Raw genomic sequence first — 13,027 nt, forward strand, 5'->3', positions numbered from 1 at the left:
CCCCCGAGCTTTTTTTGTGCGCGCGGCAGCCAATTTGGTATGATATGGCGGTTAGGCATTGAAGCGTGAAGGAGGCTCGCCATGCTCTGGCCCGCCGATGATGAGCTGAATGCGCTGATCCGCCGCTACTATGCCGGCGAAGCCGGTTTGTGGGGCGCGATCCAGCAGCATGTTGACGACGAACTGCGCCGCCGTGGTGTGCAGGTTGGCGCATACCACCTGCGCCTGCGCGCCCGACCCGATGGCGGCTACGACGTGCAGCTCGATGACGCGGAAGCTTACGCCAAACCCGCTTGACATCTCGCCACCCTTGAGTATTATTCTGTATATATCAAATATGTGAACATTGGAATATTTGTATATTCCAATGTTTGTTCGCAAGGCGGGTTTTATGAATCAGGCGATCCATCGTTTCAAGGCGGAATTCTTCAAGGCGCTCAGCCACCCCATGCGCATTGTGCTTCTCAACGAGCTGCGTGGCGGCGAAAAATCGGTGAACGAACTCCAGGTCGCGCTCGGCATCGACCAGTCGAGTGTGTCGCGGCAGCTGGCGGTGCTGCGCACGCGCAACATCGTGGATGATCGCAAAGAAGGCACGAGCGTATTCTACAGCGTGCGCGACCCAGCCGTGTTTCAGCTGCTCGATGTCGCCCGCGAGATTTTTAACAACCACCTGATCGACACCCACGCTATGCTCCAGCAGCTTGCCGAAGAGGAAACAAACGCATGACACCCACGCGTCGTCGTATCAAGCTTCTTTCGCTTTACCAGCGTGAATTCGCTGATTATAGCTGGCAAGCATTTCAGCGCGATCTGCTGGCCGGGCTGACGGTGGGCGCGGTGGCGCTGCCGCTGGCGCTGGCCTTTGGCGTCGCCAGCGGGGCGACTGCCGCTGCGGGGATGGTTACGGCCATTCTTGCGGGCGTGCTGATCGCCGGGCTGGGCGGCGCGCCGTACCAGATCAGCGGGCCGACCGGCGCAATGTCGGCGGTGCTGGTTGTGCTGGCGCAGCGCTACGGCCTGCCGGGCGTGTGGGTGGCGGGCGTGATGGCGGGCATATTCCTGGTGCTGCTGGGCGTGTTCCGGCTGGGTCGTTACATTGCCTTTATTCCCTCGCCGGTGATTACCGGCTTCACCAGCGGCATTGCGCTGATCATCGCAATCGGCCAGATCGACAACGTTCTGGGCGTGCAGACGCCAAAAGCCGAGAATTCGCTCGCCAAGCTGCTGTTCTACTTCACGCACCTGGTTGTGCCCGACTGGCACGCGCTCGCGCTGGGCGGGCTGGTAATCGCAGTGATGCTGATCGCGCCACGCCTGAGCAAAACGATCCCCGGCTCGCTGCTCGGCTTGATCCTGGCGGCGCTGGTGGCGGCAGTGGCGGGCTGGCAGGTGCCGATCATTGGCGATATTCCGCGCACCATCCTTCTCAGTGATCGCCTGACACTCAGCGCAATTCCGTGGGATTCACTTTCGGGCCTGCTGACGCCGGCGATCTCAATCGCGGCACTGGGCGGAATTGAAAGCCTCCTGTGCGGCGCGGTTGGTTCGACCATGACGGGCAAGCCAATCGACAGCAATCAGGAATTGATCGGCCAGGGCATTGGGAACATCCTGATCCCGTTTTTTGGCGGCGTGCCGGCCACGGCGGCAATTGCGCGCACCAGCGTGGGCGTGAAGAGCGGCGGCCTGACGCGCGTGATGAGCTTTGTGCACGCGGGCGTGCTGCTGCTGAGCGTGCTTGCGCTTGCGCCACTGATTGGGCGCATCCCGATGGCCGCGCTGGCAGGCGTGCTGATGATGACGGCGTGGCGCATGAACGAGTGGGAATCCATTCGCTTCTTCACGCGGGCGCGGCTGAAGCACGCGCTGGTGGGCATGCTGGTGACGATGGTTGCGACTGTCGCGCTCGACCTCACGCAGGCGATTCTGATCGGCATTGCGATTTCGGCGCTAATCTACCTGCGCCAGTCGGCTGGCAGCATGGGCGTGACGCGCGAGCCGGTCGACCCGGCGCGGCTGCGGCAGATCGGCCACCGCCTGCTTACGACCGACGCCTCGGTGCATATTTTCTACCTGACCGGCCCGCTGTTTTTTGGCAGCGTGAACACCGTGCTGGAGGCGTTCAAGAATGCGGGCGACTGGCGCGCGCTGATCATTAGCATGCGCGGCGTGCCGCTGATCGACGCAATGGGCATTCAGGCGCTGGAGCAGATTGTGGAAACCGAGCGGCACCGTGGCGCGCAGGTGTGCTTCAGCAGCTTGCAGCCGGCCGTGCGCGAGATGTTTGCGCGCACGGGGCTGCTGGCGAAGGTGGGCGAAGAAAATATTTTCTGGAGCGCTGACCAGGCGATTGTGGCGGTGCATGGGAATAGCGCGCCGGTGGAGGAAGTGGTGGCAGAGCAGTAGAGCGCAGAACCAAGAACCGAGAACCGAGAACCGCAGAGCGCAGAGCCTGCAACCGCGTGAGGGTTTAGGGTCTGGGGTTTTGGGATTGAGCCAACAACCCGTAACCTGCAACCTGCAACCTGCAAACCTGCAGGCCTCTGCGCTCTTTGCGGTTCAAAATCCTTCGTTTGTCGTCAATCGTCGTTAATACGGTGGCTCGGCTGGCCCGGTGTAGCCGCACATTCCCAGGCGTGGCGAATTCACCAGCTCGACTGGCTCGCCGTAATCTTCGTGCGGGTGATTTTGGGCGTGCTGTTCACATAATGTGCCTGGCGTTTCGTCTTCGATCATGCACTCCATGCAAAAATATTTGGCGGGCTGATCGCATTCGATGCATTGCGCTTCGGGCATGAGATTGCGCGCCATAAGCGCCATTGGCCGTGTGCTCAATGGCACCCCCGCGCGCTGGCCAAGCGCCTTGATTTTTGTCTGCGATGATGTGCCAAAATCGTAGATGTGCGTTATTTCCACAACGCCCTTGAAGAGCGCATCGACGCGGCGCGATTTGCCGATTTCTGAGCCCGACCAGCCGCCAACCGAAAATTGGCTGAGGTGCCCACAGCATTCGAGCCAGATGGCGCGCAAGTAGGAATCGATATCTTTCAGCGTGGCCGAGCCGCGAACTTCAAGGTCGAGCCAGAAGTCTGGGCCGTAGGCATCGTACATGCGCAGGTAGAAGAGTGTTTCGGGCTTGCGCTTCGATTGCGCGGCAGCGGCGATCTGAGCTTGCCGCTGCGGGCAGGACGCCAGGTGCTTGGCCATGCCAGCCTTGGTGGTCTCGAAGCCACAAAACGTACACTGCCCACGCGATTGTTTTTCTCGCGGCATTGTTTGCTCCTTCCCAGAGCAGCTTCCTCGGCCGCTCTGCAATCGTGCAGCATGATACCACTGAAGCGCGGAGCCGACGAAGGGCGTATTGCTATACGCCCAGACCGAGAACCGAGAACGGCATGAGGGTATAGGGTCTGGGGTTTTGGGATTGAGCTTGCAACCTGCAAACCTGCAACCGTCCTACCCGCAAACCCGCCACGCAAACGTGGTATCATGCCGCGGCAGCAAGACGCCAGATACTAGACGATGGGAGGACGCGCTATGACGACGGCGAGCACCCGCAGCATCACCATTCGCACCGAGATCCCTGGCCCGCGCTCGCGCGAGATCGTGGCGCGGCGCGAGGCGGCCGTGCCGAATGGCCTGTACAAAGCCCACCAGATTGCGGTCGAGAGCGGCGCGGGCGCGCTGGTGACCGATGCCGACGGCAACGTTTTTATCGACTTCATTGGCGGCATTGGCGTGCTCAACGCCGGCCACTGCCCGCCCGAGGTTGTGGCAGCGATTCAGGCGCAGGCCGCCAGGCTGCTGCACTTTTCGGCGCTGGTAGGCACCTACGAATCCTATGTCGAGCTGTGCGAGCGCATCAACGCGGCCGTGCCGATCAGCGGGCCGTGCAAGACGATTCTCTCCAACAGCGGGGCCGAAGGCGTCGAGAACGCAATTAAGTTTGCGCGTGCTGCGACGGGGCGTCAGGCGATCATTGCGTTCGAGGGCGGCTACCACGGTCGCACGCTGATGACGCTTTCCCTAACCAGCAAAACCAGCTTCAAAAAGACCTTTGGGCCATTCGCGCCCGAAATCTACCGCGCGCCCTTCCCTTCCGCCTACCGCATGGGCCTGAGCGAAGCCGAGGCGACCGAGCGCTGCTGGGAGGCGTTTGAGCGAATGCTGGTGGCGGGCGTTGGCCCCGAGGCGATTGCGGGCGTGATCATCGAGCCGGTGCAGGGCGAGGGCGGCTTTATTCCGGTGCCGGCCGAGTTCATGCGGCGGCTGCGCGAATTCTGCACAAGCAACGGCAGCGTGCTGATCGCCGACGAAGTGCAGTGTGGCTTTGGCCGCACCGGCACGCTGTTTGCGAGCGAGCAGCTCGGCGTCGAGCCCGACATCCTGGTGAGCGCGAAGTCGATTGCGGCGGGTATGCCGCTGGCCGCCACCACCGGGCGCGCCTCGATTTTGGACAAGGCGCATGTGGGCGGGATTGGCGGCACCTATGGCGGCAACCCGCTGGCCTGTGTGGCCGCGATCGAGGTGCTGAAATGGATGCAGCAGCCCGGCATGCTCGACCGCGCCAACGCGATTGGGCGGGCGGTGCGCGAGCGCGCGGCGGGCTGGCAGCGCGAGATGCCGCGCATTGGCGACGTGCGCGGCGTGGGCGGGATGATCGCGCTGGAGCTGGTGCGCGACGCTGAGTCGCGCGAGCCGACCGCCGACGACGTGCTGGCAGTGGTGAAATACTGCGCCGAGCACGGCGTGCTGACCATGCGCGCCGGCCTGTACGCCAACTGTCTGCGCCTGCTGATGCCGCTGACGATCAGCGACGACCAGCTTCAGGAAGGGCTGGATGTGCTGGAAGATGGCTTGCGCGCGGTGATTGGGTAGGCAGCGATGCCGCGCGTCTGCGCCTGATTCTTACCCGGAGGCACACACGATGAGCACAATCGACACACCATCCCGGCAGCGAATCGATTACCCTGAAAGCGATGGCAAGCCTATGGGCGAAACCGATGTGCATCGTCGCGAGATCGCGCAGATCATCGAGATGCTGACACTGCACTTTCAGGCCGCCGCCAGGGTGTATGTGAGCGGCAACCTGATGTTCTACTACGAAAAAGGCAACCCGGGCGCCGTGATCTCGCCCGATGTGTTTGTGGTGAAAGGCGTGGAAAATATGCTGCGCCGCACCTACAAGCTGTGGGAAGAAAAGCGCGCGCCCTGCGCCGTGTTCGAGATCAGTTCGCGGGCGACCCGCCTGGAAGATAAGGGCAACAAGCGCGCCCTGTATGCCATGCTGGGCGTGCAGGAATATTTTCTGTTCGACCCGCTGGCCGAATATCTCAAACCGCCGCTGCAAGGCTTCCGCCTGCTGGGCGAAGAATACGCCCCGATCGATCAGGACGCCGATGGCGCGCTGATCAGTCAGGAGCTGGGGCTGCGCCTGTGGAGCGAGGGCAGCTACCTGCGCCTTGCCGACAGCGCAAGCGGGCAGGCACTACTGCGCCCGGCCGAGCTAGAGGCTGCACGTCAGGCAGAAGTGCGGGCGCGCCAGGCAGAAGCAACTGCGCGCCAGCGCGCCGAGCGGGAGATCGAGCGGCTGCGGGCTGAAATCGAACGCCTGAAACATGGATTAGAGCACCAATGAGCGACATAACGATCACCAATGCGCGGCCCGAGCACGCCGCCGCGCTGGCCGAGCACCAGAAGATCTGCTTCCCAACGCTCGACCCGGACGCGTGGATGAGCGCCGAGGACTTTCTGGCGCAGATGCGCGTGTTCCCCGAAGGGCAGCATGTGGCGCTTGATGGCGAGCGCGTGGTGGGTCAGAGCAGTACCCTGCGCGTGCGTGAAGATCAGGCTTTTGCCCAGCACAGCTTTCTTGGCATCACCGGCAACGTGACGTTTAGCACGCACGACCCGCAGGGCGAGTGGCTGTATGGCGCCGACATGAGCGTGCATCCCGACTATCGCGGGCGCAAAATCTCGAAGCTGCTGTACAACGCCCGCAAAGACCTGATCCGCCAGCTCGGTTTGCGCGGCATGGTCGCGGGCGGGCAGCTTTCGGGCTACCACGACTACCGCGTGCAAATGGGCATCGAGGAATATATCGACAAGGTCGTGCGCGGCGAGCTGGCCGACCCGACGCTGACGCCGCAGCTGCGCAGCGGCTTTGCGGTGCGCGACATCCTGTGGCACTACCTCGACGACGCCGAGCATGGCGCGGAGGCCAGCCTGATTGTGTGGGAGAACCCCGACCTGTAGCGCCAGATGAGAATGAATAAGTACGAATACACACTACGCACCACAGCGAATTTCGAATCACATGAGCCATACATACTAGCAGGATTGCCCTCGCACTCTGTGGCTCAGGTATTGACAGTCTGCTATAAGTACTCTGGAAAATAACTTTCCCTGTACTCAGCTTCCAGGAAGCTAAAGCCAGTTTTTCTTCAGCCTGATAATCAGATGAGCTTCCTGGAAGCTTGCCCATTGTAGAAAAAATTTCTTTCCAGAATAATAAGGAGCATCGCAATGCCCGAACAGTATCGTAATTTCATTGGCGGCGAGTGGGCCGCAGCCTCAGGCGGCGACTGGATCGACGTGCGCAATCCCGCCGACACCGACGACGTGCTGGGGAGCGTGCCGGCCTCAACGGTGGCGGATGTGCAGGCCGCAATTGCCGCTGCGCGCACCGCCTTCCCGAAATGGGCCGGCCTGACGCCGCCCGAGCGCGGGCGCGTGATGCACCGCGCCGCCAACCTCATGGAAAGCAAAATCGACGAGTGGGCCAGCGCCCTGACGCGCGAAGAAGGCAAAACGCGCCTGGAAGCACAGCGCGAAGTGGTGCGCTCGGTCGAGCTGTTGCGCTATTTCGCGGGCGAGGCCTGGCGCGTGGGCGGCGACATGCTGCCCGCCGACACGCCCAACACGCTGTTGTACAGCACGCGCGTGCCGCTGGGCGTATGCGCGATCATCACGCCGTGGAACTTCCCGCTTTCCATCCCGGTGTGGAAGATCGCGCCGGCCCTGGTGGTGGGCAATACGGTCGTGTTCAAGCCCGCCTCGGCCACGCCAATCATGGCGATCATGCTCACGCAGCTGCTGCACGAGGCGGGCCTGCCCGGCGGTGTGCTGAATGTCGTGACGGGCGCGGGCGGCGCGCTGGGCGATGCGCTGGTGACGGATGCCGGCATCGACGCGGTCTCGTTCACCGGCTCGTACAGCGTGGGCCACGCGCTCTACCAGAAAACCGCGCCGCGCCTGACGCGCACGCACCTTGAGATGGGCGGCAAGAACCCGGTGATCGTCGCCGCCGACGCCGACCTCGACAAGGCCGTGCAGATTGTGGCGGCCAGCGGCTTTGGCCTGACCGGACAGGCGTGTACTGCGGCCAGCCGCGTGATCGTCGAGCGGCCAGTGCTGCGCGAGTTTACCGACCGCCTGGTGGCGGCGGCGCGCAGCCTGAAAGTTGGCCCGGGCCTGAGCGATGGTGTGCAGATGGGGCCGGCGGTGAGCAAGGGCCAGCGCGCCACCGACCTTGAGTATATCGAGATCGCGCGCGGCGAAGGCGCCGAGGTGCTGGCCGGCGGCGGCCCGCCCGACGGCAGCGCGTTTGCGCGTGGCCACTTCGTGCAGCCCACTGTGCTCGCCAAGATCACGCCCGACATGCGTATTGCGCAGGAAGAAGTGTTTGGCCCGGTGGTTGGCCTGCTCGAAGCCGGCGACCTTGAAGAAGCGCTGGCGATTGCCAACAACACCAGCTACGGCCTGTCGGCGGGCATTGTCACCACCGACTTGCGCCGGGCCATCCGCTTTGCCGAGCGCGCCGAAGCTGGCATGGTGAAAGTCAACCAGGGCACGGTTGGCGCGTCGATCCAGGCACCCTTCGGCGGCTTCAAGAACAGCGGCTCGGGCATGTTCCGCGAAATGGGCAAGGGCGCGGTCGAATTCTTTACCAAGGTCAAAACTGTCTATATCGACGGGCAGTAAGCCATTTTTTGCAGGATACAGCGTCGTATTCTGGCATTACTGGGCCGCCTTTCAAACATTTTGGGCATAGGGATGATACAATAGCGTCGTGCTTCTGGGGATCAGGGTATTCTACAATAGCCAGGCAGCTTTACACAGGCTGCCTGGCTTTCTTTCTGGCAATTGGCGGCGGCAAAATCAGGAAGCATGCTGACTGGCCGCCTGTTGCCCAATGTGCCGAAATAAAAACTGCCTGGGCGCATCTGTATAAGTATTTCGCGCCCACTCCCTGGCAATTCAGAATGAGGTTTGTATGCGGAAACGCCTGCGTCGCTGGATCAACGATGCTGCAATTCGCGATCCAATCGAGGTTCGGAAAGCCGAGTTCCTGACGGTTATGATCATCGGCCTGTTCGTGCTTGGTTTGATTGGCACGCCGATTTCGTTTTTTACGCCCTTATCGCCCGTACAAAAATTGCTGACCGTCAGCGCCGATCTCACAATGTCGGCCTTTATGGCGGTGGCGCTGCTGACCCTGCGCCGTGGCCGCCTGAACAACGCAGTATTGCTTACGAACTGCGGCATGCTCGTGCCGCTGGCCATGACATTTTCGGCGCTGGGTGCTGCGCGGGGCGGCTATGTGCTGGTTGCGTTTCTGCTGCCGGTTGTGGTGGCCGGGGTTATGGCGAATGGTGTGGGTCTGGCCTTTATAATCGCGGTAAGTTCCGGAATCGTGTTTTTCACCTTTGCCGACCCGTTCATTCCACAGCCCGAATTGCCCTTGCCGGCCGCCGCAATAATGAGCGTGTACACACTGGTCGCGATTGTGCTGGGCATATTCTTGCACCGCTTTTCGCGTGTGCTCGAACGGACGATTGCTGAAATGCTTATTCGCGAGCGCGAGTTAGAGCATAACCGCGTGGTGCTGGAACACAACATGAGCGCGCTGGAGCGCGAAATCATCGAGCGGCGACGGGTTGAATTTGCGCTGCGCGAAAGCGATGACAAATTCCGCGCGCTGGTGACACATTCGCCAGTGGGGATTTTTCAGGCAACGCAGAGTGGCGATTTCTTGTTTGTCAATAAGCAATGGAGCGATTTGGTTGGCCTGCCGCCCGAAGCCGCGCTTGGCCAGGGCTGGCAGGCTGGGCTGCACCCCGACGACGCCACGCAGGTTATTGAAAATTGGCAGGCCTGTATTGCCAATGGCTGCTCGTTTGCGCAGGAATATCGCTTTCTGCTGCCCAATGGGCAGGTGCGCTGGGTGTTCAGCACCGCCGAGCCATTGCGCGACCGCGCCGATGCCGTGCTGGGCTATTTTGGCATTATCAGCGACATTACAGAAAACAAGCTCACCCGCGAGGCGCTGTACGAAAGCGAAGAGCGCTACCGCCTGATTACCGAAAACACCGACGACCTGATCAATATGTTCCTGCTTGGCCGGCAAGTGACGGCGGTGTACTCAAGCCCTTCGTACCAGCGCGTGCTTGGCTATGTGCCGGGCAGCGGCGGGCGCGGCCTGCCCCCCGACCTGTTTCACCCCGACGACCTGCCGGATGTTATGAAGCATTTTGCGTTTATGCGTATCCATGCAGCAACACAGCTCACCGTGCGCGTGCGGCACGCCGATGGCTCGTGGCGCTGGATCGAAGCCAAGGCCTCGGCGCTGGTGCGCGATGGGCAGCGCTATGTGATTACTGTTGGGCGCGATATTACCGACCGCAAACGCCTGGAAGCGCAGTTTCTTCAGTCGCAGAAAATGGAAGGCGTGGGCCAGCTGGCGGGCGGCATTGCGCACGATTTCAATAACTTGCTCACGGCGATTCTTGGCAACACTGATCTTGCGCTCGACAGCCTGGCACCCAACGACCCAGTGCGCGCCGATGTACGCGAGATCGCCAGTGCCGCCGAGCGCGCCGTGGGGCTGACACAGCAGCTCCTGGCGTTTGCGCGCAAGCAAATTCTCGAGCCACGCGTGATCGATGCGAACCGCCTGATCCTCGAAATGGATACCCTGCTGCGCCGCCTGATCGGCGAAGATATCGAGCTGCGCACGCGTGTGCTCCCACAGCTCTGGCATGTCAAAGGCGACCCGACGCAGCTCGAGCAGGTGATTGTGAACATGGCCGTAAATGCCCGCGACGCTATGCCGCGCGGTGGCCGCCTGGTCATCGATACTGCGAACAGCCAGCTCGACGACCTTGCGCAGGAATATATTGGCGTGGCGCCCGGCTCGTATGTCGCGATCTCGATCACCGACACCGGGATGGGCATGGATGAAGAAACACAGCGCCGCGCCTTTGAGCCGTTTTTTACTACCAAGCCGCCGGGGCGCGGCACCGGCCTGGGGCTGGCCACCAGCTATGGCATCATTAAACAGCACGGCGGGACGATTGTGCTGCACAGCACGCTGGGCGTTGGCACGCGCTTCACGATCTATCTGCCGGGCATCGACGCACCAACCGAAGAACTTGCTGCTGCGCCGCTTTCCGATGAGTTGCCACGCGGCAGCGAAACCATCCTGCTCATCGAGGACGAGGCGGCCGTGCGCTCGCTGGCCGCGCGCGTGCTGCGCAGCCACGGCTACCATGTTTACGATGCGCCGCATGGACGGGCTGCCCTGGAGCTTGTGGACACAACGCCCAGGCTGGAGCCTGGCCTGGTGATCACCGATGTTGTGATGCCGCAAATGAGCGGGCGCGAGGTTGCCGAACAGCTCGAACATCGCTTCCCCCGTGTGAAAGTGTTGTATATTTCCGGCTATACCGATCGGGCGATTGTTCATGAGGGCCAGCTGAACCCGGGTATTGAATTTTTGCACAAGCCCTTTACCCCCAGCGCGCTGCTGCGGAAGGTGCACGATGTGCTGAACAACGGCGGCTGAAGCGGAATCGCGAAGGTGTACCACTATAGCAGGTCGCAGTCGGCATGATGCAGGAGGCAATTGCATTTCCGCTCTGCAATGCGTTTCTCACCAGCACATGAATGGTCAATAGTTCTGCAAACCGCTGTAAGACACGAAGAAGATACCAAGATTTAGGAAAGTTTCTGGCTGTCTTTGTACTCTGGAAAATAAAATTCCTTGTACTCAGCTTCCAGGAAGCTTGCCCGTTGTGAACTTATTTCCCAGAGCATTCAGTGGCCTCTGTGGGCTCTGTGGCTCAACTGTTTTGCGCTTGGGTATGTTGAAATGAAGGAAGGCCATGCACGCTGACACGATTTTCACTGGCGGCACGATTCACACGATGGACCCGGCGCGCCCACAGGCAAGCGCGCTGGCAATTGCGGGCGAGACGATCCTGGCGCTGGGCGATGACGCGGCGATTGAGCGGCTGGCTGGCCCAGGCACCCGCCGCGTGGCGCTGGGCGGGCGCGCGCTGGTGCCGGGCTTCAACGATTGCCACGTGCACCTGTGGAAGGAAGGCATGCTGCTGAGCCAGGTGAACGCCCGCCCGGCCCATGCTCCCTCCATCCCGGCGCTGGTAGAAGCCTTTGCCGCCCGCGCCGCGCAAACCCCCGCCGGCCAGTGGATCGAAGGGCGCGGCTACGACGACACGCGCCTGCCCGAGCTGCGCCACCCCAACCGCTACGACCTCGATCGCGCCTCGGCCACGCACCCGATCCTGCTGGGCCGCACCTGCGGGCATGTCATCGCCGTGAACAGCCGCGCGCTGGAGCTGGCCGGCATCACTGCGAACACGCCCGACCCGGCCGGCGGCGAGATCGACCGCGACGAGCGCGGCGAGCCAACCGGCGTGCTGCGCGAAACGGCTATGGCGCTGGTGCGCTCCATCCAGCCTCCGCCGAGCGAAGACGAGCTGGCGCGCGCGCTGATTGGCGCGGGCCGCAACTGCCTGGCGATGGGCATCACCGCGATTGGCGAGCCGGGTGTGGACCCGCGCACCGTGGCGGTGTACCAGCAGCTCGACGCCGACGGACGCCTGCCGCTGCGCTGCGACATCATGGCAATGACGATCCTGCCCAACGGCACGCGCGCCGCGCCGCCCGCCGCATGGCGTGGCCGGCTCGCCAAGTGCGACACCGTCAAGCTGTTCAGCGATGGCGGCCTGAGCAGCGGCACCGCCGCGCTGAGCATCCCCTACCGCAACCGCCACGACTGCGGCCTGCCGCGCTTCCCCGCCGAGCAGCTCGCCAACGAAGTGCGCCTGGTGTACGATGCTGGCCTGACCGTGGCGGTGCATTCAATCGGCGACCGTGTGATTGGCGAGCTGCTGGAAGCCTTTGCCAGCGCGCGCGCTTCTGGCCAGCCACACGCCGAGCAGCGTTTGCGCATCGAGCATTTTGGCCTGCCGAATGCCGCGCAACTCGCCCGCGCCAGCGAGATCGGCGTGATGGTCGCCACGCAGCCGTCCTTCCTCTACGACATTGGCGACACCATCCTGTATCACCTGCCCGAGGCGCTGGTGCCGCAGTGCTACCCTTTCCGCGCCATGTTCGAAGCCGGCATAACCGTGGCATTCAGCTCGGATGGCCCGGTGATCAGCGACGCCAACCCGGTGCTGGGCATGCAATCAGCCGCGTTGCGCCGCACGCGCGCGGGCCGCGTGATCGCGCCTGAGCAGGCGATTGCCGTGGAGCAGGCGCTGTGGGCATTCACGGCTGGCAGCGCCCTGGTGAGCGGCGAAAGCGCGCGCCTGGGCCAGCTCGCGCCCGGCTTCCATGCCGATATGGTGCTGCTCAGCGGCGACCCGCTGGCGCTGCCGCCTGAGCGCCTGCTGGAGATTACCGCCGAGCAGACCTGGCTGGCCGGCGCGCTGGCCTATGAGGCGTAGCGCCGTTTGGGGTTGCAGGTTGCAGGTTGCAGGTTTGCAGGTTGCAGGTTAAATGCTGAGTTCGCACAAACCTGTCAACCTTTCAACATGCAACTTGCCAACATTACAACGCGCCATGCCATTCTGCTGCGGAACATGGGCGGCATGGCACTTGCTAAAGAAGAAAGCGGGTTCAAGGCAGTGGGCTGCGAACACATGATCTAATTTGTGCAAAATTTCCTTATTGGAGGGTCGTAAACCTGATTGTAATGCGGTATAAACGTGATTTG

Annotated in this window: 10 protein-coding genes; 9 read left to right on the forward strand and 1 reads right to left on the reverse strand. The window is 62.4% G+C overall.

Annotation, left to right across the window (positions count from 1 at the left end; translation table 11 throughout):
- Window positions 1-81 precede the first annotated feature (81 nt).
- The 3 genes from M1P90_RS24115 (at window position 82) to M1P90_RS24125 (ending at window position 2,409) form a co-directional block, all read left to right on the forward strand.
- Complete coding sequence (locus M1P90_RS24115) at window positions 82-297, forward strand: hypothetical protein (RefSeq protein ID WP_483698058.1); 216 nt, start codon at window positions 82-84, stop codon at window positions 295-297.
- Between the two features lie 94 nt (window positions 298-391).
- Window positions 392-730 (forward strand): ArsR/SmtB family transcription factor, encoded by a 339-nt coding sequence (locus M1P90_RS24120; protein WP_483698059.1) that lies wholly within the window; start codon window positions 392-394, stop codon window positions 728-730.
- Window positions 727-2,409: a SulP family inorganic anion transporter gene (locus M1P90_RS24125; protein WP_483698060.1), complete on the forward strand. Its 1,683-nt coding sequence runs from the start codon at window positions 727-729 to the stop codon at window positions 2,407-2,409. The genes M1P90_RS24120 and M1P90_RS24125 overlap by 4 nt, the downstream gene beginning before the upstream one ends.
- A 183-nt stretch (window positions 2,410-2,592) precedes the next feature.
- On the opposite strand, the gene M1P90_RS24130 is transcribed toward M1P90_RS24125, so the two are convergent.
- Window positions 2,593-3,276 carry a hypothetical protein gene (locus tag M1P90_RS24130; RefSeq protein ID WP_483698061.1) on the reverse strand — a complete coding sequence of 228 codons (684 nt, stop codon included), beginning with the start codon at window positions 3,274-3,276 and terminating at the stop codon, window positions 2,593-2,595.
- A gap of 264 nt (window positions 3,277-3,540) precedes the next feature.
- On the opposite strand from M1P90_RS24130, the gene M1P90_RS24135 reads away from it, so the two are divergent.
- The 6 genes from M1P90_RS24135 to M1P90_RS24160 all read left to right on the forward strand — a co-directional run bounded on the left by M1P90_RS24135 (window position 3,541) and on the right by M1P90_RS24160 (window position 12,758).
- Window positions 3,541-4,881 carry an aspartate aminotransferase family protein gene (locus M1P90_RS24135; RefSeq protein ID WP_483698062.1) on the forward strand — a complete coding sequence of 447 codons (1,341 nt, stop codon included), beginning with the start codon at window positions 3,541-3,543 and terminating at the stop codon, window positions 4,879-4,881.
- A gap of 49 nt (window positions 4,882-4,930) precedes the next feature.
- Window positions 4,931-5,641, forward strand: a complete 711-nt coding sequence (locus M1P90_RS24140) for a Uma2 family endonuclease (RefSeq protein WP_483698063.1) — start codon at window positions 4,931-4,933, stop codon at window positions 5,639-5,641.
- Complete coding sequence (locus M1P90_RS24145; protein ID WP_483698064.1) at window positions 5,638-6,258, forward strand: GNAT family N-acetyltransferase; 621 nt, start codon at window positions 5,638-5,640, stop codon at window positions 6,256-6,258. The genes M1P90_RS24140 and M1P90_RS24145 overlap by 4 nt, the downstream gene beginning before the upstream one ends.
- Before the next feature lie 270 nt (window positions 6,259-6,528).
- The gene (locus M1P90_RS24150; protein ID WP_483698065.1) at window positions 6,529-7,986 is read left to right on the forward strand and encodes an aldehyde dehydrogenase family protein; all 1,458 of its coding nucleotides are present in this window, start codon (window positions 6,529-6,531) and stop codon (window positions 7,984-7,986) included.
- Window positions 7,987-8,278: 292 nt separating this feature from the next.
- Window positions 8,279-10,849, forward strand: coding sequence for a PAS domain S-box protein (locus M1P90_RS24155; protein WP_483698066.1), 2,571 nt, complete (start codon window positions 8,279-8,281; stop codon window positions 10,847-10,849).
- Window positions 10,850-11,168: 319 nt separating this feature from the next.
- Window positions 11,169-12,758 carry an amidohydrolase gene (locus M1P90_RS24160; RefSeq protein WP_483698068.1) on the forward strand — a complete coding sequence of 530 codons (1,590 nt, stop codon included), beginning with the start codon at window positions 11,169-11,171 and terminating at the stop codon, window positions 12,756-12,758.
- Window positions 12,759-13,027 lie beyond the last annotated feature (269 nt).

Source organism: Kouleothrix sp. 19917 (genome assembly GCF_057073505.1).

What these genes read in the sequence shown, in the direction of transcription:
- M1P90_RS24115 (WP_483698058.1), top strand. Translation starts at nt 82, where the DNA reads ATGCTCTGGCCCGCCGATGATGAGCTGAATGCGCTGATCCGCCGCTAC.
- M1P90_RS24120 (WP_483698059.1), top strand. Translation starts at nt 392, where the DNA reads ATGAATCAGGCGATCCATCGTTTCAAGGCGGAATTCTTCAAGGCGCTC.
- M1P90_RS24125 (WP_483698060.1), top strand. Translation starts at nt 727, where the DNA reads ATGACACCCACGCGTCGTCGTATCAAGCTTCTTTCGCTTTACCAGCGT.
- M1P90_RS24130 (WP_483698061.1), bottom strand. Translation starts at nt 3,276, where the DNA reads ATGCCGCGAGAAAAACAATCGCGTGGGCAGTGTACGTTTTGTGGCTTC.
- M1P90_RS24135 (WP_483698062.1), top strand. Translation starts at nt 3,541, where the DNA reads ATGACGACGGCGAGCACCCGCAGCATCACCATTCGCACCGAGATCCCT.
- M1P90_RS24140 (WP_483698063.1), top strand. Translation starts at nt 4,931, where the DNA reads ATGAGCACAATCGACACACCATCCCGGCAGCGAATCGATTACCCTGAA.
- M1P90_RS24145 (WP_483698064.1), top strand. Translation starts at nt 5,638, where the DNA reads ATGAGCGACATAACGATCACCAATGCGCGGCCCGAGCACGCCGCCGCG.
- M1P90_RS24150 (WP_483698065.1), top strand. Translation starts at nt 6,529, where the DNA reads ATGCCCGAACAGTATCGTAATTTCATTGGCGGCGAGTGGGCCGCAGCC.
- M1P90_RS24155 (WP_483698066.1), top strand. Translation starts at nt 8,279, where the DNA reads ATGCGGAAACGCCTGCGTCGCTGGATCAACGATGCTGCAATTCGCGAT.
- M1P90_RS24160 (WP_483698068.1), top strand. Translation starts at nt 11,169, where the DNA reads ATGCACGCTGACACGATTTTCACTGGCGGCACGATTCACACGATGGAC.